This is a genomic window from Haloechinothrix sp. LS1_15, from assembly GCF_033042135.1.
Classification (GTDB): domain Bacteria; phylum Actinomycetota; class Actinomycetes; order Mycobacteriales; family Pseudonocardiaceae; genus Haloechinothrix.
Genome location: NZ_WBXM01000013.1, coordinates 1 through 20,462 on the forward strand (window position 1 = coordinate 1; position 20,462 = coordinate 20,462).

Genomic DNA, 20,462 nt, shown 5'->3' on the forward strand with positions numbered 1-20,462 from the left:
GAGGTCTCCCACCCCCACCGAGGGGTTAAGGCCCCCACCAGACCAGTGGGTTGATAGGCCGGACGTGGAAGCGCAGCAATGCGTGCTCGAGCGGACCGGTACTAACAGGCCGAGGGCTTGCCCACACCAAACGACGCGACGTCCGCTGTGGAGTTCTCAAGTGATCCGCTCTCGCTTGCAGCTTTTGTCATGGTGCCAGTAAGTACCCCCTGGTTAGTTGCCGTGGCGGCACACGGCCAGTTCGATCGGCTACCGTAGGGTACGCGCGGAATCGTGTGTCGCACGAGCCGGTAAGACTGCTCCGGCTCCGGCTGCCGGGAGGTGAGGGCAATGGATCCGCAGCCGTGTGTGCTGCTCAAGTACGGTGAGATCGCGCTCAAGGGGCGCAATCGAGGCTGGTTCGAGAGCCACCTGCTGCGCAGCGTCGAACACGCGTTCTCCGGTAGCGGCGACGAGGTGCGTATCCGGTGGCGGCAAGGCGTCCTCGCGGTCTCCTGCCCCGCGCTGTCCCCGGAGGAACTGGCCGAGCGCGCGCGCACGGTGATCGGCATTCGGGTCGTGCAGCCCGGGCTGCGGGTGAACAAGACCCCAGAGGCCGCTGCCTCGGCGGCCGTCAGCTTGCTCCGGGAGCGATGCGAACGGCTCGGCCTGCAACGGCCCAGCTTCGCGATCCGCGCGCGGCGGCGGCACAAGCGCTTCCCGATGAACTCCGACAAGCTGGCCTCCTTCGTGGGGGCACAGGTCTGCGCCGATCTCGACCTGCCGGTGAACCTCAACCACCCGAACGTCGAGGTCGAGGTTGAGGTCGACCGGCACGAAGTGTTCGTCTCGGCCGACAAGCAGCGTGGCCAAGGCGGGCTTCCGGTAGGGTCCAGCGGGCACGTCGTCGTGTTGCTCTCCGGGGGATACGACTCCCCCGTGGCCGCTTACCGCGCGATGCGTCGGGGGCTGCGCTGCGAGTTCGTTCACTTCACCGGCGCCCCGTACACCGGACCGTCGTCGACCTACAAGGCCTACGCGCTGGTGCGTGAGCTGTCCCGGTTCCAGCCCGAGGTCAGCCTGCACACCGTGCCGGTCGGTAATGCCCAGCGCGCGCTCGCGGTGAGCGGTGCGGGTGAGGCGCAGATCGTGGCGCAGCGCAGGTTGTTCGTGCGCGCTGCGGAGACGCTGGCGAAGCGGCTCGGCGCGGAGGCCCTGGTCACCGGGGACAGCCTCGGGCAGGTCTCCAGCCAGACGCTGTCGAATATGGGCACGATCGATAACGCGTGCTCGCTGCCGATCCTGCGACCGCTCGTCGGTTGGGACAAGGAAGAGATCATGACCGAGGCCGGTCGTATCGGGACCGGCGAGATCTCGAAACTGCCCGACGAGGATTGCTGCACCCTCATCCTTCCCCCGACCGTGGCGACACACACCACACCCGAGCAGCTCAGCAAGATCGAAGGTAGGGTCGCTCTCGACGAGCTCGTCGACAAGCTGCTCGCCGAGGTGCAGCTGCTCCGGCCTGGTCAGGCGGACCCGGTAGCATCCTGCGCACGGTGAGTCACCCGCTCGACGTCATCGCGGTGGGGGCCGACTCCCCCAGGAGTCCGCCCCCACCGCGATGATCGGGTGAGCGGGGAAACGCGTCAGCAGCTGCCGAGTGAGCGCCAGTACTGGCTGTTGCCCGGCTCCTGGTCCCATTGCCACCAGGTCGATTCCCAGTGCGTGCCGTCGTGCTGCACCTCGTCACCGGGGGCGTAGAAGGTCGATGCCGACCACTCGTCGATGCCGTCGCAGGTGCCGGGGCCGTTGTCGTGCTCGCCGCCACCGGTGACCTCGTCGATCCATGGTTCGTAGGCACCGACGTGCGCGTAGATCGCCGCGTCGTTGTCCTGGCAGGGATGGAGGCCCTGGCCCGCTCGGCTGGTGGCGCCGGTCAGCTTCCACTCGCCGCTCTCGCGCACGATCGACGGACCGCCGGAGTCGCCGTAGCAGGCGCTCGTGTTCGGGCTGTGGTCGCCGAGGCAGAGCTCGGTGGCCGGGTCGAAGTTGTTGGTGCAGACGTCGGTGACCTCGACGTCGAGCTGCTGGAGCTCGTCGACCCCGCCGTCGCGCTCGCCGGTGGTGCTGCCCCAGCCGAGCAGCCGGGTCGGGGTGCCTTGCTCATCGCCCCCGGAGGCGATCTCGATCGGTTCGTGGGACACCGGCTCGGCGAGCTCGAGCAGCGCGAAGTCGTTGGACAGCGTGTTCGGGTTCCACTCCGGGTGGAGGTGCTCATCGGCCACTTGGGCGACGGATCCGCCGGAGGTGCGGTCGGTGGTCCCGACCCGTACCTGGGTGACGTTAATGCCGTCCACGCAGTGCGCCGCTGTGGTGACCCACCGTTCGTCGATCAACGAACCGCCGCAGATGTGCTGGCCGTTGCTGCGCTGCAGCGAGACCATGAACGAGTAGGTCTGGTCGGCCGGTTCACCGCCGACGATGTACGGCCGGGGTTCCCCGGCGGCGTCGGAGTCAGTGCCAGCGCTGGAGCCGGCCGCCGCGGTAGCGGGACCGGCGAGCGCGAGCGCGGCAAGCGCGATGACGCTCGTCGCCGCGCGGGCGAAGATACGCGTTCCCATCCTGTCGGTGCCTCCTGATTCATCGGTTCGGGTGCGGAATCCCGATGGAGGCACTATGCGTGATGAGGACGGACAAAAATCATGCCAACAGGGCATGCCATTGAGGCATGGCCGCGAAGACGATCACATGTGGTCGCCGAGGATGCGACCCTTGTCCCTCTTACGGGTGAGTGTCGTGCTGTGTGTGCTGGACACATGTCGGCGACCGACTTCCGTTGGCTGTGCCGGGAACCGATCCGTGGCTACGCTCTGGTGAATGGAGCTGGAGACCCGTCACCTGCGCGTGGTGTGTGCCGTCGCCGAGCACAGCAGTCTGACGAGAGCAGCGGCCGCATTGGGGATGTCACAGCCCAACCTCACCCGGCAGCTACAGCGGCTCGAACGGGCCCTCGGCGGCGAGCTGTTCGTCCGGCACGAACGCGGTACCACCCCCACCGAGTTCGGCTCGTACGTGCTGGCGCGCGCCCGTGCCGTGCTTCCGGTGCTCGACGAGCTGGCCATGGCGGCGATGTACCACTCCGGCGGCAGCGCGCGGCCGGACCGGGTCCGCTACGGTGCCAGCCACGGTCCGCTCGGCTCGCGCATGCTGCCACCGCTGCGCACGTTGCTGCCCTCGGTCGAGATCACGCTGCTCACCGAGTACTCGAACGCGCTGCTCTGCGACCTCGTCGCGGGCGGCTTCCTCGAACTCGCCGCGCTGCTGGAGTTCCCTGGCTACGAGGTGCCGAACAAGCCGGAGCTGCACCGCGCGGTCGCTGGCACGGCACCGATGTGCGTGCTGCTGACCGAGGACCATCCGCTGGCGGCACGATCCGAGATCAACTTAGTGGACCTCGCGGGTGAGGACTGGGTGATCGTATCCAGGGACGACAACCGGTTCCGCGAGTACCTCACGGTGGCCTGCCGGGAACACGGCTTCGCTCCTACGGTGCGCTACGAGGCCGATCCCACCGACGCGCGGGACCTCATCAGGGGAGGCATCGCGATCGGGCTCGGGCAGTCCACCTTCCGTGCCAGTACCGGCATCGCGGCGCGCCCGCTGGCCGGCGACCCTTTCTGGGAGAAGAACGTGCTCGTCTGGCACCGTGCGGGCCCGCTGGCCGAGCTCGGTGACCGGTTGCTCGCCGCGGCCAGGGAGGTTCTCCATGAGGCCACCGAGCAGAGCCCGGCGTCCGTGGCGCGTTACGACCGGGACCGCGCGCCGCACGTGTAGGCGCTCACCCCGCCTCGGCCGCGTTCTCGGCGATGGCCAGCGCCATCGCCATGATGGTGATCTGCGGGTTCACCGTGGGGCAGCTCGGTAGCACCGAGGCGTCGGCGACGTAGGCGCCCGATACGCCGCGCAACCGTCCGCGCTCGTCCACCGGACTGGTCTCCGGGTCGGCCCCCATGCGCACCGTGCCGGTCGGGTGGAACGCGGCCAGGTGCAACTCGCGTTTCGGCGTGCAGTCGACGATCGCGTCGAGCTGCCGTTGCGTCCGCGCTCGTGGGTAACGCGGTAGGCCGGTGAGTACCTCGGTGGCCCCGGCCGCGAACAGCACCTCGCCCATGGCGCGTAGCGCGGTACGGAGCTTGCCGTGGTCGGCCTCGCCGAGCCGGTACCAGGGCAGCGCGCGCTTCCGGCCGAGCACGCCCCCATCGGATTCGTCGGCGATCATCGCGCCGAGCGTCGCCAGGTGCGCCGAGGCCTCGATCTCCGCTCGCAGCTCGCTGCCGGTGCCGGGCAGCACGAACGTGCCCATGCCCGGGGGTGCGGCCGTGGCCTCGAGCAGCACACCGTCGGCGTGCCACTGCTCGATACCGACGCTCTGCAGCACCCCCTGCCAAGACTCGACCGGCTCGGTGAACCGGCCAGCCAGGCTGGTGGCCGGATGTAGCGTCAGGTTGCGGCCCAGCATCGGGTGGCCGCCGAGTCCGGACCGGCGCAGCAGCGGTGGTGTCTCAGTAGCCCCCGCGGCGACGATCACCAGGGGGCTCAGGATCTCCACGCGACTCCCGTCCGCCCGGTGTGCCGCGATTCCCGCCGCGCGGTCCCGCTCGACGAGCAGCCGGTCCACCCGTAGTTCGGAGACGATGCGCGCTCCCGAGGCGCAGGCCTGCGGCAGCGCGTTCAGGTGCACCCCGTTCTTCGCGTTGCGGGGGCAGCCAACGGCGCACTGGCAGCAGCCACCGCATCCCGGCGCGTTGCGCCGCAGCGGTGCGGCCTGCCAGCCGAGCCGTTCCGCACCGCGTAACGCCAGCATGCCGTTGCGGCCGAGCACGTCTACCGGCTGCCGCGCTACGCCGAGGGTGCGCTCCACCTCGGGTACGAGCTCGTCGAAGCGGTCCACCAGCGGCACACCGTCCCGGCGGCGCCAGCGGTCAAGCACCTCGGCGGGTGGTCGGTAGCAGGTTCCCGAGTTCACCAGCGTGGTGCCGCCGACACCCTTGCCGATCGGGAGCATCACCGGGGGCACGCCCGCCGCCACCGTGGCGCCGCCGTCCCGGTAGAGTCGGCTGAACCGCTCGGCGGGCGGTCGTGCCCGGAAATCCGCCACCCCGTAGCGGCGGCCTTCCTCGACGATCACCACGGTCATGCCTGCCAGCGCGAGCTGGCGGGCGGCCATCGCTCCGGCCGCGCCGGAACCGATCACCACGGCGTCCGCGGTGGCGCGTGCGGGCCAGTCGGTCGCGGGGACGCAGTCGAGCTCGGGATCGGGTCGGGCAAGGCCGGTCTCGCCCGGCGCCGCCGCGCTCCCCGAGGCGAGCAGCAGCGGCATCTTGAGCGCCTCCACCAGGGTGGCAGGCAAGGGGTGGGCGGTGAGCCGGTCGCAAAGGGCGTCGCGTGCGGGGGCGTCGAGGTCCGCGAGCCTGCGCCGGGTCAGCAGTAGCGCGGCGCTGTCCAGCAGCCCCGCACCGGCCCGCAGGCCTGCCCTTGCCAGCGGGGGGACTCCCGCGCACAGTGCGTCCACCCTGGCCGCGGTGGCTGCCGCGTCGTCCGCGCTGTCCACCCCGAGCAGCGCGGACACGGCTCCGGTGAGCGCGCGGGACGGGGAGCGCGGGACGGTGTCAGTCACGGGTACCGACCTCGGCGTGGGCAGTGCCGTTCAGCTCCCATTCCCGCACGACCTTCCACCAGCGGCCGTTCCGGCGCTGTAGCACGATCCGGGCGTCGGCCCGCTCGGAGTTGCGGCACACCGCGGGGCTGTCGTCGGGATCGCAGTAGTCGACGTCCACCGTGGCCTCGGGGGGCTGGGTGACCTCGATGTGGAGCCAATAGTCGCCGACGCGTCCCCACACCCGCCAGCTGGGCAACCCGATCCGGGCGTGCAGTCGCAGCGCGGCCAGCAGCGGGTCCCGGCAGGGCCAGTCGATGCCGCCGACGCGCAGCCGCACGAACGGAAGCGGCGGGAGGTGGCGCAGGCCGGGTCGGGTGGACACGGCGGCCACGACCTCGGCGACGTCGCCGTCGCCGAGGTCGGCGTGAAGCCATGCCCACCGCTGCGCGTTGCCGTGCCCGTAGATGTGCGCGGTGGCACCCGGCGCGCCGTCGAGGTGCAGCGTGCGGTCGGCGTAGCGGAGCGTGCCCGACAGCCGCGCCGCTGGCTGCGGCACCACCTGCGCCCCTGGTAGCAGCTTGGTGCGCCACGCCCACCGGGGGAAAGTGAAGAGCGTGGGGCCCGCGGACTCGACCCGCAGATCCCAGCCGAGCTGCCCTGCGGCGCCGGTCAGCCGGTCGGGTGTCGCGGTGGCGCCATCGCTGTCCACAATGGTTCCGTTGCTGGGGTCTCGCCAGCCTTCGGGGCCGAACCGGCCGAGCTGGGGTGTGCTGTCTGGCGGGAACGCGGCGGCCCAGCCGTGCAGCCGTGCGGGTGCGCCGTCATCCGGCGCGACGAGCTCGTGGTGGAGCCAGAAACCCGTCCCGGTCTCCTGGTCGGTGAGCGTGGTGTACCAGACCTCGAGTCTGCCGCGCTCGCCGTTCCATCGTGGTCGTAGGTCGGTCTCGCCGGTGCCGGTCGTCGCGCCGTCCGTTCCCTGCTGCGCGCGCCTGATACGCACGCTGCGCAGCATGGGCAGCAGGTGACGGGTGAGCGAGAAGCGCAGCAACACCTCGGCGACCACCGTCCCCGAGCTGTCGGTCACTGTGGCGGGTAGCGTCGTCATCGACCGCAGCGGCCGTGCGTAGCTCACCGACTTCCAGCCGTCCAGGTGTAACGGGCTCCCGTCGTCGGCGGTGAAGTCGAGCTGGTAGCGGATGCGGCGCCGGACCAAAGGTGCGATGTGGATGGTTCCTTCGGCTTCGGCCCCTTGCGCGATACCGGGGAGTGTCACTTGCCCGGACAGCGCCGCGTGCACATCGCTTCCTGGGTGCAGTAGCCCGGGAACCTCGACGTCGAGGTCCACATGGCACGGTAGCCGGACGGGGCTGTCCGCGAGGGTGCCCTCGCCCGCCATGACCTCGCTGAAGCGGGTGTGCCACCGGTGGTCGGTACTCATTCATCGCCTCCTGCCGAGCTCATGCTCTCGATCATCAAGCGGCCGGTCTGGTCGAGATAGGCCACGGCGGCCTCGTGCACCTCCGAGCTCGGTGCGCCCTCGACCACCGCCCGGGTCAGCGGTTCTAGGCGTTCGGCCGCGGCGACCGGATCGGTGAAGGGGCCGCGTAGCACCTGCCGTTGCCGTAGGTAAGTGTCCAGCACGACGTTGATCAGCAGCGGGTACACCCGGTTGCCCGTGGCCACCGCCAGCTCGCGGTGCCACTCGCACTCGACGAGCTGGGCCTCGTCCGCGCTACCGGCGTCACGGAGATCGCCGGTCAGGGTGTCGAGCCGTGCTCGCTGCCCCGCGGTGGCGTGCCGTGCGGCCCGCACCGCGATCACCGCACCGATCTCGGTGCGGACCTCGAAGATGGACTGGATCCAGCCGGGTGCTCCTGCCGCGACCAGCATGGGAAGCAGCCCGATACCGCCGTGCCGCTCGTAGTCGCGCACCCGGGTGCCGACCCCGTGCTTGGTCTCCAACAGGCCCGCCTGCGCCAGCCGTACCAACGCGTGTTTGAGCGACGTTCGCGTGACCCCGTACTGCTCGGCGAGCTCCCGCGCGGGCGGCAGGTACTCGCCGGGGGCGTAGCTGCCCCCGAGGATCTCGGAGCGCAGGCTCCGTTCGACGACGTCGACCAGCGTCTCGCGCGTTACCGTCTTGTCAGTCAGTGGGTGAGCCACTGACTCACCATAACACCATGGCTGGAGCGCGTGTAGTGCCGAATCGCCGCCATCGCCGCTACCGCGCGCCGGGTGATCGCGATGGTGATCGGCTCCAGGGGAGGCCGCGATGCCCGCGGTGTCGGGCGGTGCCGAGTGCCCTCATCAGGGGCTGGGGGCACTCGCGAACGGGACTTCCTGCCCTCGCGCGGGTGAATCGACTGGCGCACGCTGGCGGTGCGCCCGCTCCCGATCGCGCCTGGAGGGATCACCATGAATCACGTGCGGAACCTGGCCGAGGTGACGCTGGCCGACGAGCTCGACGCGGGCGGTAAGGGTGCCAATCTCGGTGAGCTGGCAGCAGCCGGGTTCGGGGTACCTGACGGGTTCGTGGTGCTGCGTACCGCCTTCCGTGACGCGCTTGCGCGTGGCCACGTGACCGACCGGCTTGCTGAGCTGCACCAGCGCTCGCTCGACGTGGTGGACGATCCCGCTGAGCTCGCGATGGTGTGCGAGGAGTTGCAGCAGTTGGTGCGCAAGACCGGCATGCCGTCGTCGCTGCGGGAACCTGTCCTGCGCGAGTACCACCGGATGGGTGAGGACATCCCTGTCGCGGTGCGTTCCTCGGCGACCGGTGAAGACAGCAGCGGAGCATCGTTCGCCGGGATGAACGCCAGCTTCACTAATATCACCGGCGACCAGGCGCTACCGGCCCGGATCGTCGATTGCTGGGCCTCGGTCTTCTCGCCCCGTGCGGTGAGCTACCGCGCCGGTCGCGGGTTCACGGATGAACCGGAGATCGCGGTGGTGGTGCAGCGGATGATCGGTGCCGAACGGTCCGGGGTGGTGTTCACCGCCGATCCCCGGACGGGAGATCGGGCACGGGTCGTGGTGGAGGCCTCGTTCGGTCTGGGTGAATCGGTGGTCAGCGGTGCGGTCGAGCCGGACACCTACGAGGTGGCCAAGGAGAATCACCGAGTGCTCGACTCGCGCATTGGCAGCAAGGCCGCGGCGATCGTGCGTGGTGATGACGGTGCCGACCAACGGGTGGGGCTATCCGTCGAGCAACGAGCCAGCCGGGTGCTCGCCGACGACGAACTGGTGGAGCTGGTGCGGCTGTCGTGTGCGATCGAGCAGCACTACGGGTACCCGCAGGACATCGAGTGGGCCATGGCGGGTGACCAGCTGTGGATCGTGCAGGCGAGGCCGGTCACCACCCTCGGTCAGGCAATCGACGGTGACGGGCAGCGCGAGGGAAACGTGCTGGTCACTGGGCTCGCGGCCGCTCCGGGGGTGGCCACCGGCCGGGCGCGGGCCCTGACGAGCCCGGAAAGCGGGAAACAGCTCCGTGAGGGTGAGGTCCTCGTCGCACCGATGACCAACCCGGATTGGCTGCCCACGCTCCGGAAGGCGTCGGCGGTGGTCACCGATAGCGGCGGGATGACCTGCCACGCCGCCATCGTCGCGCGCGAGCTCGGCGTCCCCTGCGTGGTCGGCACCGGGAACGCGACCCGGGTGCTCGCCACCGGCACCATGATCACCGTGGATGGCAAGGCAGGGATCGTCCGTGCCGGAGCCACGACGGAGATGCGGGAACGCTTGCCCGACACGCCCACCGCTGCCGTGGTGACCACCGGTACCAGGCTGTACGTCAACCTGGCGATGCCGGATCAGGCCGAGCGGGTAGCCGAGGCCCCTGTGGATGGGGTGGGACTGCTGCGCGCCGAGTTCATGCTGACCGAGGCATTGGGCGGGCACCATCCCAAGGCGTTGCTCGAACGCGGGCAACATCAGTCCTTTGTGGATAAAATGGCCGAGTCTCTGTCGCGGATCACACGGGCGTTCGCGCCGCGGCCGGTGATCTACCGGGCGACGGACCTGCGGTCGAACGAGTTTCGTGGGTTGGAAGGCGGGCAGGACCACGAGCCGGTGGAGAGCAACCCCATGATCGGTTACCGGGGGTGCTACCGGTACATCCGCGAGCCCGAGGTCTTCGACCTCGAGTTGCGGGTTCTGGCGCTGGTCCGTGAGCAGTACCCCAACCTGCACCTGATGGTGCCGTTCGTACGGACCAAGTGGGAGCTCCAGTCCTGTCTCGAACAGATCGACCGCAGCAAGCTGGGGCGCCAACGCGGCATGCAACGCTGGATCATGGCCGAAGTGCCCTCGGTGCTGTACTGGCTACCGGAGTACCTCGGTCTCGGTATCGACGGAGTATCGATCGGCAGCAACGACCTGACCCAGCTCATCCTCGGGGTCGACCGAGACTCGGCTGCGTGCGCCGAGCTGTTCGACGAGGCCGATCCAGCGGTACTCGACGCGATCGGCACGATCGTGTCGACGGCACGGCGGCTTGGCGCGCACACCTCGCTGTGCGGGCAGGCGCCATCGGCACGGCCTGAGCTGGTGGATCACCTGGTGCGGTGGGGCATCAGCTCGGTTTCGGTCAATCCGGACGCGATCCTCCCGGTACGCACGGCGCTGGCAGCGGCCGAGCGGCGGATGCTGCTGGCACGCGCGCGGCAGGCGCGGCCCAATGACGAACGGTCCCCGGAACGGCCCGCGGGGTGGAACGCCTAATCGCTACTCGCCCGGGTGCTCACTGCGGCATCGGCGTCGATGAGTAGGTCAGCGATCGGGTGTCGGGGTGTCGGTGGGAGCGGATCGGCGTTGATCGGCGCCCAACCCACCCGCAGGATCATCTGTGGGCAGCCGCTGTCGCCGAGAGTGTCCTCTCGAAGGCGTTGCCGTGTGTCGTTGACTTCCAGTGCCTCGGTCAGCGGGCAGTTCGCCAGGCCGAGACTGGTCGCCGTCAGCATCACGGCGCTGGTCGCCTCGCCTGCACGGAGCAGCGAGATGGGCTCGTCGTCCAGGGTGGCCAGTATCAGCAGGATGCCCGCGTCCTCGGCGGCGGTGTACTCCGGCTGCTGCTCGAGCTGAGGGTCGGCGAAGGCACGCGCCGGTAGCGCACCCGCCTGCTGGTCCGGCGATGGGGTGTTGCGCGCCGGAACCCCGCTCGGCGAGCCGCGCCGACCGCTCCACCGTGCCAGCTCCAGCTGGTAGGACAGGTCCTGCGAGTGGCTACGGGCCGCCTCGGCGATGGCGTCGATCACGTGCCTGCGGAGGTAGTGCTCGCGGATCGTGCGCACGGCGACACCCTCGTCGGCGGCGCGACTGGCCAGCAGGGAGCTGTGGCTGGGTGGGACCGGCCACGAGCTGTAGTACCGGCGATCGGTGCGCCGGTGCGTGATCGCCGCGGCGAGCGCGATCTCCTCCTCCGAGGGGCTGTGGGACCGCAGTTCCACCGAAGCGAGGTGGTCGGGGTCGGCGGGGTTCGGCAGCCGGTGAACCACCGCCTGCCAGCCAAGCGCCGCCAGCGCCACCCGTAGGTGATGTAGCACGATGCCGCAGCTGATGACCAGGTTTCTCCTGTCGGGGTCGGCCTGGGCGAGCTGCACGGCGGGATCGGCATACAGGTGCACGGTACGGTGGCCGATCCGCCACATCCAGGGTTGGGTGTTGTGGATCGATGGTGCACGTCCCGCCAGCTTCAACGCCGTCATGAGCGTGCGATCCTTGCAGGGCTCGCTGGTCATTGCTTCGATGCCTTCCACGCTGCGAGCGAGTGTCGTCGGCTCACCGTGTCACCGGCACGCCGACCGGCGGCAGGGGCGGAAGTCCCGGCTCTGTGTGACCTTGGCGGGTCATCGCACCGAGGTGACCGTGCGGCTGGGTTCGGGCTGGCACAGGTCGGTGCCGCCGTTGTGCCCGTGTGACCAAAGACCCGCTGCTCGATGCCCGGCGACCCTGCCGTGCCATGGGAGGCGCGGGGTGGAATCGGCGGCGAGATCGACACCGAGTGGGAGGAGGACGACCATGGCCGTGGGCTCGCCGTCGCTGGAACGGCACCAGCCGCACGTCGCCGGGGAGCACGCGTGGTCGCTCGCGGAGAAGGGCGTGCTGGTTCGGGCTGCCAGGCAGTCGCTGTTCGCCGGGTTCGAACCACCGTGGGCCGTGGAGTTTCACGGCACCCGGATACAGATCATGACGGGCAGCGGGCACTCGTCGATGAGCCACCGGGAGCAGCTGCTGGCCTGCGGGGCCGCGACGGTGAACGTGGCGGCCACGGTCCGGATGCTCGGCTGGGCCGCTCGGTGTGCCTGGTTGCCCAGGCCCGCCGCACCGGAGGTCGCCGCGCACGTCACCGCCCGGTGGCGGCGGGCCGTCGAGCAGCAGGACGTCGCCAGGTACGCCGCGATCTTCCACACTGGTGACTGGGGCGAAGCCGCTGAGCCAGCGGGGCTACCCGTCGCGCTCCACGAGGAGCTGCCCGGCTGCCAGCAGCAGCCGAGGGTGACAGCGATGCCGCTGACCCCGCGCTCACAAGCGGCGCAGCGCGCGGGCGTGCACTCAGGACTGTTGCTGTCGTCGAGGCGTGACACTGCCCGCGACCACCTGGCCGTTGGCGCGCTCGCGCAGCAGCTCCGGCTCGCCGCTGGCAGCCACGGCTACGGCACGAGCGTACTGTACCGGCCGTTCCAGGCGGCGAAGGCACGCCGAATGCGGCCTGCCGAAGGCGGGGTGCCGCAGCTCGTCCTGCGTTTCGGTCACGCCGTGACAGCGGCGGCGTGACAGCAGGCGAGGAGCTCGGGACGGAAGGCCCTCGGGTCGGTGACCTCCGACGGGTCCGGTGGCGCCGCCTGCGCACCTAGCGTCGTGGTTACCGCAGGACAGCGACAGGAGGCACCCATGAAGGCTCGTGAGCTCATGAGCAGCCCGGCCGTATCGGTTGGGGTGGCTACCCCAGTGCGGGAAGCGGCGGCCCTGCTGACCGAGTACGGGTTCGCCTCGTTGCCGGTCACCGGTGAGGACGGGAGCGTGGTCGGCGTCATCACCGAGCACGACGCGCTGCTCGAATCGGGGTCCCCCTCGGCGGGCGACGAGCGCACCGCGGGCGAGGTGATGAGCACACCGGCGTGGGTGGTCGCCCCAGACATCGAGGCCTCTGACGTGGCCAGGCGCATGCTGGCCGATCGGGTGAGGTGCATTCCTGTCGTGGAGGACGGCCGGCTCGTCGGGGTGATCAGCAGGCGCGACCTGCTCCGATCGCTGGTGCGCCGCGACGACGTGATCGCCGCGCACCTGCGTGGCCTGCTGGACGGCTACACGGGCACCCGCAGCCACTGGAACGTGCGCGTGACCGGCGGTGTGGTCACCGTGACCGGCGAGTTCCGGGACGCCGCCGAACGACGCATTGTCGAAGCGCTGGTGCGGACCGAGCCAGGGGTGGTGCGGGTCGAACTCGACCCGGTCGACGTGTCGCGGCAGCGGTCGAGCCCGCAGGCACAGCGCTGAACGAGCCATGTCGGCCCGGCTTCACTCGGAACGGGCCGCGATCCGATCAGGGAGTTGGTGAGCATGTTCTGGCACACCGGTGCGGGTGGCTGGGAGTACGCCATGATGATCACGACCATGGTGCTGTTCTGGGGGCTGGTGATCGTGGCGATCGTGGCACTGGTCCGCTTCGCCGCCCGCGCGAGCAGGCAGGACGCGCCCGCACAGCCGCAGTATCCCGCGCCGGAGCAGCTGCTCGCGGAGCGCTACGCCCGCGGCGAGATCGGCGACGACGAATACCGGCGCCAGCTCGACACGCTGCGTGCAACGAGACACTAGGAAGGTAGCGGCACCGACCACACCAGGCGGGTTCCCGTTGGTTCGGCGGGTTCGATCCGGAACATGCCTCCTGCGTCCTCTGCGCGCTGGGCCAGGTTGCGGAGCCCGCTGCGTGCCACCTTCTCCGGCATGCCGACGCCGTCGTCGGCGACGTCGATGGTGAGGTCGTCGGCTACCGACACCGTCAGCGACAGCTGCTGCGCTCGTGCGTGCCGGACGACGTTGCTGACCGCCTCGCGCACCACAGCCTCGGCGGTATCGGCCAGCTCTCCGTCGACCACGCTGAGTGGCCCTGACATGCGGATGGCGGTGTGCAGCGCGCTGTCTCCTGCCATCTCGTTGGCCGCGCTGTGCAGCCGGTCCCGCAGGTTGGCAGCGTTCTCGTGCCCGGTGTGCAGGTCGAAGATGGTGGTGCGGATGTCGGCGACCACTCCCTGGAGGTCGTCGACGATGCCGTGCAGCCGTTGCTGCACGTAGCCTGCCCGGATCCGGGGAACGACCCCTTGCAACGACAGCCCGATGGCGAACAACCGCTGGATGACGCGATCGTGCAGGTCCCTGGCGATCCGATCGCGGTCGGCCAGTACGTCGAGCTCGCGCATCTGGCGGTGTGTGCGCGCGAGCTGCAGCGCGAGCGCCGCCTGATCGGCGAACGAAGCCGCCAGCGGGAGCTGCTCCTCGGTGAACGGTTCGGAACCGGGAGTCCGAGTGGTGAGCAGCACTCCCGAGACCGAGTCCGACTCCCGCAGCGGCAGGACCAGCGCGGGGCCGAGCCGTGCCGATGTGCCTTGGCCCGGGTCGAAGGAGAGGCGGTCGACCCGGGAGGGGGTCCTGCTGCGGAAGGCTTCGCCGGTGGTGGAGCCCGCCACCGGGATGGCCCGCCCGCCGAGCTCACCGGCCCCCGGCCCCACCGTCACGCTGATCACCAGCTCGGCGACGTCCTCCGGGGGGATCTCCGGGTCGTCGGGTAGCACCAGGAAGGCGTGATCGGACCGGGTGAGCTCGCGGGCCCGCTCGGTGATCAGGTCGAGCACCGGTTCGGGGTCGGTGCCCCTGAGCAGCTCGGTGCTGATCTCCCCGGTGGCCTCGAGCCTGCGCTGCTGGAGCCGCGCCTCCTCGTAGAGGTGGGCGTTCTCGATGGCGATCCCGGCTGCGGCCGCCAGCGCGCGCACCACCACCTCGTCGTCTTCGGTGAACGGCTTCCCGTTGCCTTTCTCGGTGAGGTAGAGGTTGCCGAAGATCTTCTCCCGTACCCGGATCGGCACCCCGAGGAAGGTACGCATCGGGGGATGGTTCGACGGGAATCCCACCGAGGACGGGTGGGTGCTCAGGTCATCGAGCCGTAGCGGTTGCGGATGGTTGAACAGCTCCCCGAGCAGGCCGAGTCCCTCGGGTAACGTGCCGATACGGGCGGCGCTCTCGTCGTCGATGCCCTCGTAGATGAACTCGGTGAGCTGGCCGTCGTGCCCGCGCACCCCGAGGGCGCCGTAGCGCGCGTCCACCAGGTCGATGGCTGCGTTGACGATGCGTCGCAGCGTGGCGTCCAGTTCGAGGCCGGACGCGACCGCCAGCAGCGCCTCGATCAGGCCGTCGACCTGGTCGCGGGTGTCCATCATGAGCTCGATACGCTCCTGGACGCCGCCGAGTAGCTCGCGGAGTTTGAGTTGTGACAGCGTGTCGCGGATCGGAGGATCCGTCCCTTCCCTGTCCCGAGGATCGTGACCGGTCATGACGCCAGCCTCGCACTACTGATGTGAAGCGGCCATACTCCATCCGGCGGAACGCGGCGTAGCCGAGGTACGATGGTCACCGCTGGGAGCGATTGCCACCGTGCAGTTTCGTCGCGAGTACCGCCACCTGGGTGCGCCGCTCCATCCCAAGCTTGGTGAGCAGGCGGGAAACGTAGTTCTTCACGGTCTTCTCGGCCAGGTACATGCGCTGGGCGATCTGCCGGTTGGTCAGTCCCTCACCGATCAACGTGAGTAGGTCCCGCTCACGCTCGGTGAGCGCGTCCAGCGGGCCATTATCGGAGGCGTCGTCGCGCACTTTGTTCATCAGCGCCGCCGCGGCGCGGTTGTCCAGCAGCGAGCGACCGCTGGCGACCTCGCGGACCGCCTCGATCAGATCGGTTCCCTTGATGTCCTTGATGACGTACCCGCCCGCGCCTGCCAGGATCGCGTCGAGCATCGCGTGGTCGTCGGTGAACGAGGTCAGCATCAAGCAGTTCAGCTCGGGCAGCGCTGAGCGCAGGTCGCGACAGAGCTCGACGCCGTTGCCATCGGGCAGCCGGACGTCGAGCACCGCGATGTCCGGGCGCAACGGCGGGATACGGGCCATGGCCTCGGACACCGTGGCGGCCTCACCCACGACTGTGAGCTCCGGATCGGATTCGAGCAGCTCGGCAAGGCCCCGCCGGACGACCTCGTGGTCGTCGACCAGGAATATGTTGATCATTCGGTCACCTTCTCCTCGGGATCCTTTCCCAGGATAGGCGTCGCTACCCGGGCAGAGCATGGTCGAAAGTCCCTTGCGGGTGAGGACTATGCGCTGTGTTATCTGCCGGATGCTGGCACCGACGATGGAATCCGACACATCACGTATCGAGGAGACGCGCATGAACGGCGCTACGGCGCAGGTCATCGACCGCGCGTTGCGCGCAGCGGTGCGGGCGCCGTCGCCCTGCAACACTCAGCCATGGTTGTTCCAGGTGCACGGCCACCGCATCGAGCTGTCGCTGGACAGGAGCAGGGTGCTACCGGTGGCCGATCCGGACGCCGACGAGGCACTGCTGGCCTGCGGTGCGGCGTTGTGCAACCTGCGCATCTCGCTGCGCGCGCAGGACCGGGTGTCGCTGGTGGACCTCCAACCGGATCCGCAGCGCCCCGACCTGCTGGCCGCCGTTCGCGTGGGCGGCAACCGCGCGGCCACCTCCACCGAGTACAAGCTCGCCGAGGCCATCGCCAAGCGGCACACCAACCGGCGCCCGTTCCTGGATCGCGCCGTACCTACCCCGGCGAGGCACGCGCTCGCCACGGCCGCCCGCACCGAGGGCGCGACGCTGAGCTACATCGACGCCTCGGCGCGTTACAGCACGATCGCACGCCTGGTGCGCCGCGCCGACCAGGTGCAGCAGTCGACCCCCGAGTACGCCGAGGAAATCGCGCGGTGGACCGCGGGTGGAGCGCGGCGGGATGACGGGGTTCCGGACAGCGCGGTTGGCCCACCCCCGGATCGGGAGCGGCTGCTCGCGCTGCGCGACTACCACCGCTCCGCCGAGTTCCCGTCCCGTACCTACGAGCAACAACCGTTGGTGGCCGCGGTGCTGACCACGGTGCCCGGCCGTCGCTCCACCATCAGGGCAGGAGCAGGCATGCAACGCGCGTTGCTGACCGCCTCGCAGCTCGGCCTGTCGGCGTCGTTCCTGTCGCAACCCTTCGAGGTGCCGGAGACCCGGACCGAGTTGGGGGCGCTGTTCGAGCAGGAGGGCGTGATCCACACCCTGCTGCGGATCGGTTACGGCTACCCGGTGACCGCGACACCGCGCCGCCCGGTCTCGGACGTCATCGTGCCGGGATGACGGTGGCCCGTCTCGGGACCAAAGCCACCCCGAACCGTGGCGGAATCCCCTGCGCGCTGAGCTCGGTATCGACGACGCTGGATCCAGGATGCCCGCTGGCCTCCTCGCGTGGGGGCCGCAACCTGAGGGAGAAACTATGAACGACACGACGACGCGACAAGCGATCGTGGTGGGTGTGGACGGTTCGGACTCGGCGTGGTGCGCGGCACGGTGGGCCGCCCGCGAGGCCGAACGGCACCACGTACCGCTGGAGCTGGTCCACGTCTGTTACGTCCCACCCGTGCTCGGCCGGTACCCGGCGCCGCTGTCCGAGCGCTACGACGAGGCGCTCGTGGAGTCCGGGCAGGCCTGGCTTGACCTGGCAGCGGCCGAGGTCCGCGAGGAAGCCCCGGGCGTCGAGGTCGACACCAGCATCCACATGGGGCCGGTGGCCGGGACTCTCATCGAGCACTCGCGCGGCGCGCGGTTGATGGTTCTCGGTAGTCGTGGTCTCGGCGGCTTCGCTGGCCTGCTCATCGGCTCGGTGGGCATCGCGTTCGCGGCGCACGGCGCCTGCCCCGTGGTGATCGTGCCGCACGGCGAGCCCGAGCACGAGATCCCGTCGGGCGGCCCCGTCCTCGTCGGCATCGACGGCTCACCGGTCAGCGACCCCGCGATCGGATTCGCCTTCGAGGCGGCCTCGGAGCGTGGGGTGCCGCTGGTGGCGGTGCACGTGTGGAACCGCGACACCGTCGATGCCGACTGGCCAGAGTTGTCCATCGGCGCGTCCCACGAGGAGGAAGCCTCGCGCGAACGTATGGTGTTCGCCGAGCGGCTGGCGGGATGGCGGGAGAAGTATCCCGATGTGGCGGTGGAGCCCCGGGTGCTCCGGGGCCGCCCGGCGGATGTCCTGCTCGCCGAGGCCTCGGCGGAGCGTGGCAACGCCCAGCTGATCGTGGTGGGCTCGCGCGGCCGCGGCCCGTTGACCGGGCTGGGGTTGGGGTCGGTGAGCCAGGCTGTGCTGCATCACTCGCGCGTCCCGGTCGCTATCGTCCGCCCAGGCACCGGCGACTGAGCGTGGCACCGCACGGGGCGGACCGCAGGCAACCGTCAGGATCACTCCCGTGGGCGTTCGGCGACAATGGGGCCATGCGCTGGATCGACCTGCACGGGGCCGCCAATGTCCGGGATGTCGGCGGGCTGCCCGCGGCGTGCGGGCGCAGCGTCGCCGAGCGTAGGTTGGTGCGAGCCGACAACCTGGGCGATCTCGCGCGCGAGGACGTGGCGACGCTGGTGGACGGTTGGCAAGTGCGGACCGTGGTGGACCTGCGCACCCCTGGCGAGGTCGACGCGGAGGGCCCTGGCGCGCTGGTCGACCTGCCTCGGGTACGGCGGGTGCACCACTCGATGCTTCCCGAGGTCGGGCATGCCACGGACGCCTCGGCGGATGCCCTGCTCACCAGGCGCGAGCGGCTCCTGAAACGCTACCCGGACGACATCGTGTGCGCGATGTACCTGGCGTACCTGTCCGACCGGCCGGACAGCGTGGTGGGGGCCTTCCGAGCGTTGCTGGCCGACGGTGGGGCGACCCTGGTGCACTGCGCGGCTGGCAAGGACCGCACCGGTGTGGTGGTGGCGCTGGCGCTCGCGGCCGCCGGGGTGCGTCGCGACGCCATCGTGGCCGACTACATCGCCACAGGGGAGCGCATCGATGCGGTGCTTGACCGGCTGCGGGCCTCGCCGACCTACGCCACGGACATCGACCGCATCCCGGTTTCCGCACACACCCCTCGCGCGGGGACGATGCACGCCTTCCTCGACGAGCTCGACCGTGCCTACGGCGGCGCCCGTGGCTGGCTGCGGCAGCACGGGGTGAGTGACGGCGAGGTCGAGCGGCTGCGCGCGCACCTGCTCGAGCCGTAGCACCACCTGCCGCTGGTGCGGACGACCAGCGGGCTCGGTGCGACTACTTCTCGTCAGGCCAGGTTTTGGCGCGCATCGCGGTCAGCGCTTCCGTGCTGATATCCGCCAGCCTGCTCAGCCCCTGCTCGGTCACGAACAGTTCGAAGCCGCCCCTGCCGCCGAACCGGAACTCCACCTCGTCCCGGCAGACCAGGTACTCGATCGGGCAGGTCCCGTCGATCGCTGCCCAGGCCCCTACTGACGCTCCAGGGTGGTACATCCCGCTTCTCCTCCCGCTCGTCCACGGTGCCGCGCGCTGCGTGTCACCGCTGCCTGCTAGGGTTCGTGCGCAGTGTGGTCAACCGCACACAAGCAGTGTAGGATGCGAGGCAGAACTTTGCACGCATCTGAAAGGGTGAATCCAGATGGCGGTCGGGCAGCGCCGCACAGCCGAGCGCATCCAGGTCGGTGCCACGCTCAAGCGCATGCGGCTCGACGGCCAGGTCAGCCGCGAGGACGCGGCCGAGACACTCGGGTGCACGGTGACCACCATCGGCAATATCGAGCAGGGGCGAACGAAGATCAGCCACGGTGATCTCACCGCGTTGCTCAAGCTGTACGGCGCTCCCGACGACCAGGTGGACGACCTGATCCAGGTCAACCGGGAGGCACACCGGGGTCTCACGCGCGTGCGGGGTGGCGGCGACATCCAGCCGCACCAGCGGCGGGCTGCCGATCTCATCCGGGGTGCACAGGCGATCAGCTTCTACAGCCCGGAGCTCTTCCACGGCCTGCTGCAATGCGAGCCCTACGCGCGCGCCGTGATGGCCCCGAGCGGGCACGTCACCGGGGTGCTGGAGAACCGGCTGCGGTTCCGGCTGGACCAGGCCGAGGTGCTTACCCGCGAACCGGATCCGCTGCAACTGTGGGCGGTGGTGGGCGAGGCCGCGCTGCGGAAGAACATCGGCGGCGCGGAGGTGATGCGCGCCCAGCTGCGGCACGTGGTGCGGCTGTGCCGCGAGCTGCCGAACGTCACCGTGCAGGTCCTCCCGTTGGGTGCCAGGGAGCACTACCTGATCGGAGCAACGGTGTCGATCTACCGGTTGGACGAGGGCCTGCCGCGGATCGCCAGCGTGGACACGACCCTCGGTGACCAGTTCTTCGAGCGGGACTCGGCCGTATCCGATGCCGTGGCGAACTTCGACGACGTGCGCACCAAGGCGCTCGATCCGCTCACGAGCGTGGATATGATGGGGGAGCTAGCCGACTCCCTGTAGCCGCACCCGAAACGAGCACCGCGATGTCCCTGCAACGCCACCAGTGGATCAAGCATTCGCACAACGGCAGCAGTTGCGTGGAGGTCATGCTGACCGACACCGAGGTGCTGGTCCGCAACTCCCGCCGGCCCGAGGCAGGCACGCTGTCCTTCACCTTCGCCGAGTGGGCCTCCCACGTCGAAGGGCACAGGCTCGGCGTCTTCGACCTGCCCGGCTGAGTGAGCTGCCCGCCGGAACGAACGTGCCGTTCATTCCGTAGAGGGCGCTGTAT

Annotated in this window: 19 protein-coding genes and 1 rRNA gene; 12 read left to right on the forward strand and 8 right to left on the reverse strand. The window is 69.9% G+C overall.

The window, feature by feature from the left end; genetic code table 11:
- Together F8178_RS17265 and thiI are read left to right on the forward strand one after the other, a co-directional pair.
- Positions 1–125: ribosomal RNA gene (locus F8178_RS17265) — 23S ribosomal RNA — on the forward strand; the annotation flags it as partial.
- Positions 126–330: 205 nt separating this feature from the next.
- Complete coding sequence (thiI, locus tag F8178_RS17270) at positions 331–1,542, forward strand: tRNA uracil 4-sulfurtransferase ThiI (protein WP_317495872.1); 1,212 nt, start codon at positions 331–333, stop codon at positions 1,540–1,542.
- A gap of 86 nt (positions 1,543–1,628) precedes the next feature.
- Here thiI and F8178_RS17275 read toward each other — a convergent pair whose 3' ends face one another.
- Entirely contained in the window at positions 1,629–2,603 is a 975-nt protein-coding gene (locus tag F8178_RS17275; RefSeq protein ID WP_317495873.1) for a trypsin-like serine protease, read from the reverse strand.
- A 256-nt stretch (positions 2,604–2,859) separates the two neighbouring features.
- Here F8178_RS17275 and F8178_RS17280 point away from each other — a divergent pair, with 256 nt between their 5' ends.
- Entirely contained in the window at positions 2,860–3,816 is a 957-nt protein-coding gene (locus F8178_RS17280; RefSeq protein WP_317495874.1) for a LysR family transcriptional regulator, read from the forward strand.
- Positions 3,817–3,820: 4 nt separating this feature from the next.
- Here the strand turns inward: F8178_RS17280 and F8178_RS17285 are convergent, their stop codons facing one another.
- Genes F8178_RS17285 through F8178_RS17295 form a run of 3 tightly spaced genes read right to left on the reverse strand, consistent with a single transcriptional unit; the run spans position 3,821 to position 7,804 of the window.
- On the reverse strand, positions 3,821–5,659 hold the full coding sequence (locus tag F8178_RS17285; protein WP_317495875.1) for a GMC family oxidoreductase: 1,839 nt from the start codon (positions 5,657–5,659) through the stop codon (positions 3,821–3,823).
- Positions 5,652–7,079, reverse strand: coding sequence for a hypothetical protein (locus F8178_RS17290; protein ID WP_317495876.1), 1,428 nt, complete (start codon positions 7,077–7,079; stop codon positions 5,652–5,654). The genes F8178_RS17285 and F8178_RS17290 overlap by 8 nt, the downstream gene beginning before the upstream one ends.
- Positions 7,076–7,804 carry a GntR family transcriptional regulator gene (locus tag F8178_RS17295; RefSeq protein WP_317495877.1) on the reverse strand — a complete coding sequence of 243 codons (729 nt, stop codon included), beginning with the start codon at positions 7,802–7,804 and terminating at the stop codon, positions 7,076–7,078. Before F8178_RS17295 ends, F8178_RS17290 begins: the two co-directional genes overlap by 4 nt.
- 252 nt (positions 7,805–8,056) lie before the next feature.
- Between F8178_RS17295 and ppsA the strand changes: the two genes are divergently transcribed.
- The gene (gene ppsA / locus F8178_RS17300) at positions 8,057–10,363 is read left to right on the forward strand and encodes a phosphoenolpyruvate synthase (protein WP_317495878.1); all 2,307 of its coding nucleotides are present in this window, start codon (positions 8,057–8,059) and stop codon (positions 10,361–10,363) included.
- Here the strand turns inward: ppsA and F8178_RS17305 are convergent.
- A complete protein-coding gene (locus tag F8178_RS17305) occupies positions 10,360–11,346 on the reverse strand; it encodes an Acg family FMN-binding oxidoreductase (protein ID WP_317495879.1) in 987 nt (328 codons plus the stop codon). The two genes, ppsA and F8178_RS17305, sit on opposite strands and share 4 nt — an antisense overlap.
- Positions 11,347–11,659: 313 nt before the next feature.
- On the opposite strand from F8178_RS17305, the gene F8178_RS17310 reads away from it, so the two are divergent.
- From F8178_RS17310 to F8178_RS17320, 3 genes are all read left to right on the forward strand, one after another.
- Positions 11,660–12,415, forward strand: a complete 756-nt coding sequence (locus tag F8178_RS17310; protein WP_317495880.1) for a hypothetical protein — start codon at positions 11,660–11,662, stop codon at positions 12,413–12,415.
- 117 nt (positions 12,416–12,532) lie between these two features.
- On the forward strand, positions 12,533–13,138 hold the full coding sequence (locus F8178_RS17315; RefSeq protein WP_317495881.1) for a CBS domain-containing protein: 606 nt from the start codon (positions 12,533–12,535) through the stop codon (positions 13,136–13,138).
- 63 nt (positions 13,139–13,201) lie between these two features.
- On the forward strand, positions 13,202–13,456 hold the full coding sequence (locus F8178_RS17320; RefSeq protein ID WP_317495882.1) for an SHOCT domain-containing protein: 255 nt from the start codon (positions 13,202–13,204) through the stop codon (positions 13,454–13,456).
- Here the strand turns inward: F8178_RS17320 and F8178_RS17325 are convergent.
- Complete coding sequence (locus tag F8178_RS17325; RefSeq protein ID WP_317495883.1) at positions 13,453–15,186, reverse strand: GAF domain-containing protein; 1,734 nt, start codon at positions 15,184–15,186, stop codon at positions 13,453–13,455. The genes F8178_RS17320 and F8178_RS17325 overlap by 4 nt on opposite strands.
- A gap of 76 nt (positions 15,187–15,262) precedes the next feature.
- Positions 15,263–15,910 carry a response regulator transcription factor gene (locus F8178_RS17330; RefSeq protein ID WP_317495884.1) on the reverse strand — a complete coding sequence of 216 codons (648 nt, stop codon included), beginning with the start codon at positions 15,908–15,910 and terminating at the stop codon, positions 15,263–15,265.
- Between the two features lie 160 nt (positions 15,911–16,070).
- On the opposite strand from F8178_RS17330, the gene F8178_RS17335 reads away from it, so the two are divergent.
- From F8178_RS17335 to F8178_RS17345, 3 genes are all read left to right on the forward strand, one after another.
- Entirely contained in the window at positions 16,071–17,033 is a 963-nt protein-coding gene (locus tag F8178_RS17335) for an Acg family FMN-binding oxidoreductase (RefSeq protein ID WP_317495885.1), read from the forward strand.
- 136 nt (positions 17,034–17,169) lie between these two features.
- Complete coding sequence (locus F8178_RS17340) at positions 17,170–18,087, forward strand: universal stress protein (protein ID WP_317495886.1); 918 nt, start codon at positions 17,170–17,172, stop codon at positions 18,085–18,087.
- 74 nt (positions 18,088–18,161) lie between these two features.
- The gene (locus F8178_RS17345) at positions 18,162–18,935 is read left to right on the forward strand and encodes a tyrosine-protein phosphatase (RefSeq protein WP_317495887.1); all 774 of its coding nucleotides are present in this window, start codon (positions 18,162–18,164) and stop codon (positions 18,933–18,935) included.
- 43 nt (positions 18,936–18,978) lie between these two features.
- On the opposite strand, the gene F8178_RS17350 is transcribed toward F8178_RS17345, so the two are convergent.
- Positions 18,979–19,194, reverse strand: coding sequence for a hypothetical protein (locus F8178_RS17350; RefSeq protein WP_317495888.1), 216 nt, complete (start codon positions 19,192–19,194; stop codon positions 18,979–18,981).
- A 145-nt stretch (positions 19,195–19,339) separates the two neighbouring features.
- Here F8178_RS17350 and F8178_RS17355 point away from each other — a divergent pair, with 145 nt between their 5' ends.
- Positions 19,340–20,191 (forward strand): helix-turn-helix transcriptional regulator, encoded by an 852-nt coding sequence (locus tag F8178_RS17355; protein ID WP_317495889.1) that lies wholly within the window; start codon positions 19,340–19,342, stop codon positions 20,189–20,191.
- Between the two features lie 23 nt (positions 20,192–20,214).
- Positions 20,215–20,409 carry a DUF397 domain-containing protein gene (locus F8178_RS17360; protein WP_317495890.1) on the forward strand — a complete coding sequence of 65 codons (195 nt, stop codon included), beginning with the start codon at positions 20,215–20,217 and terminating at the stop codon, positions 20,407–20,409.
- Positions 20,410–20,462: the final 53 nt, after the last annotated feature.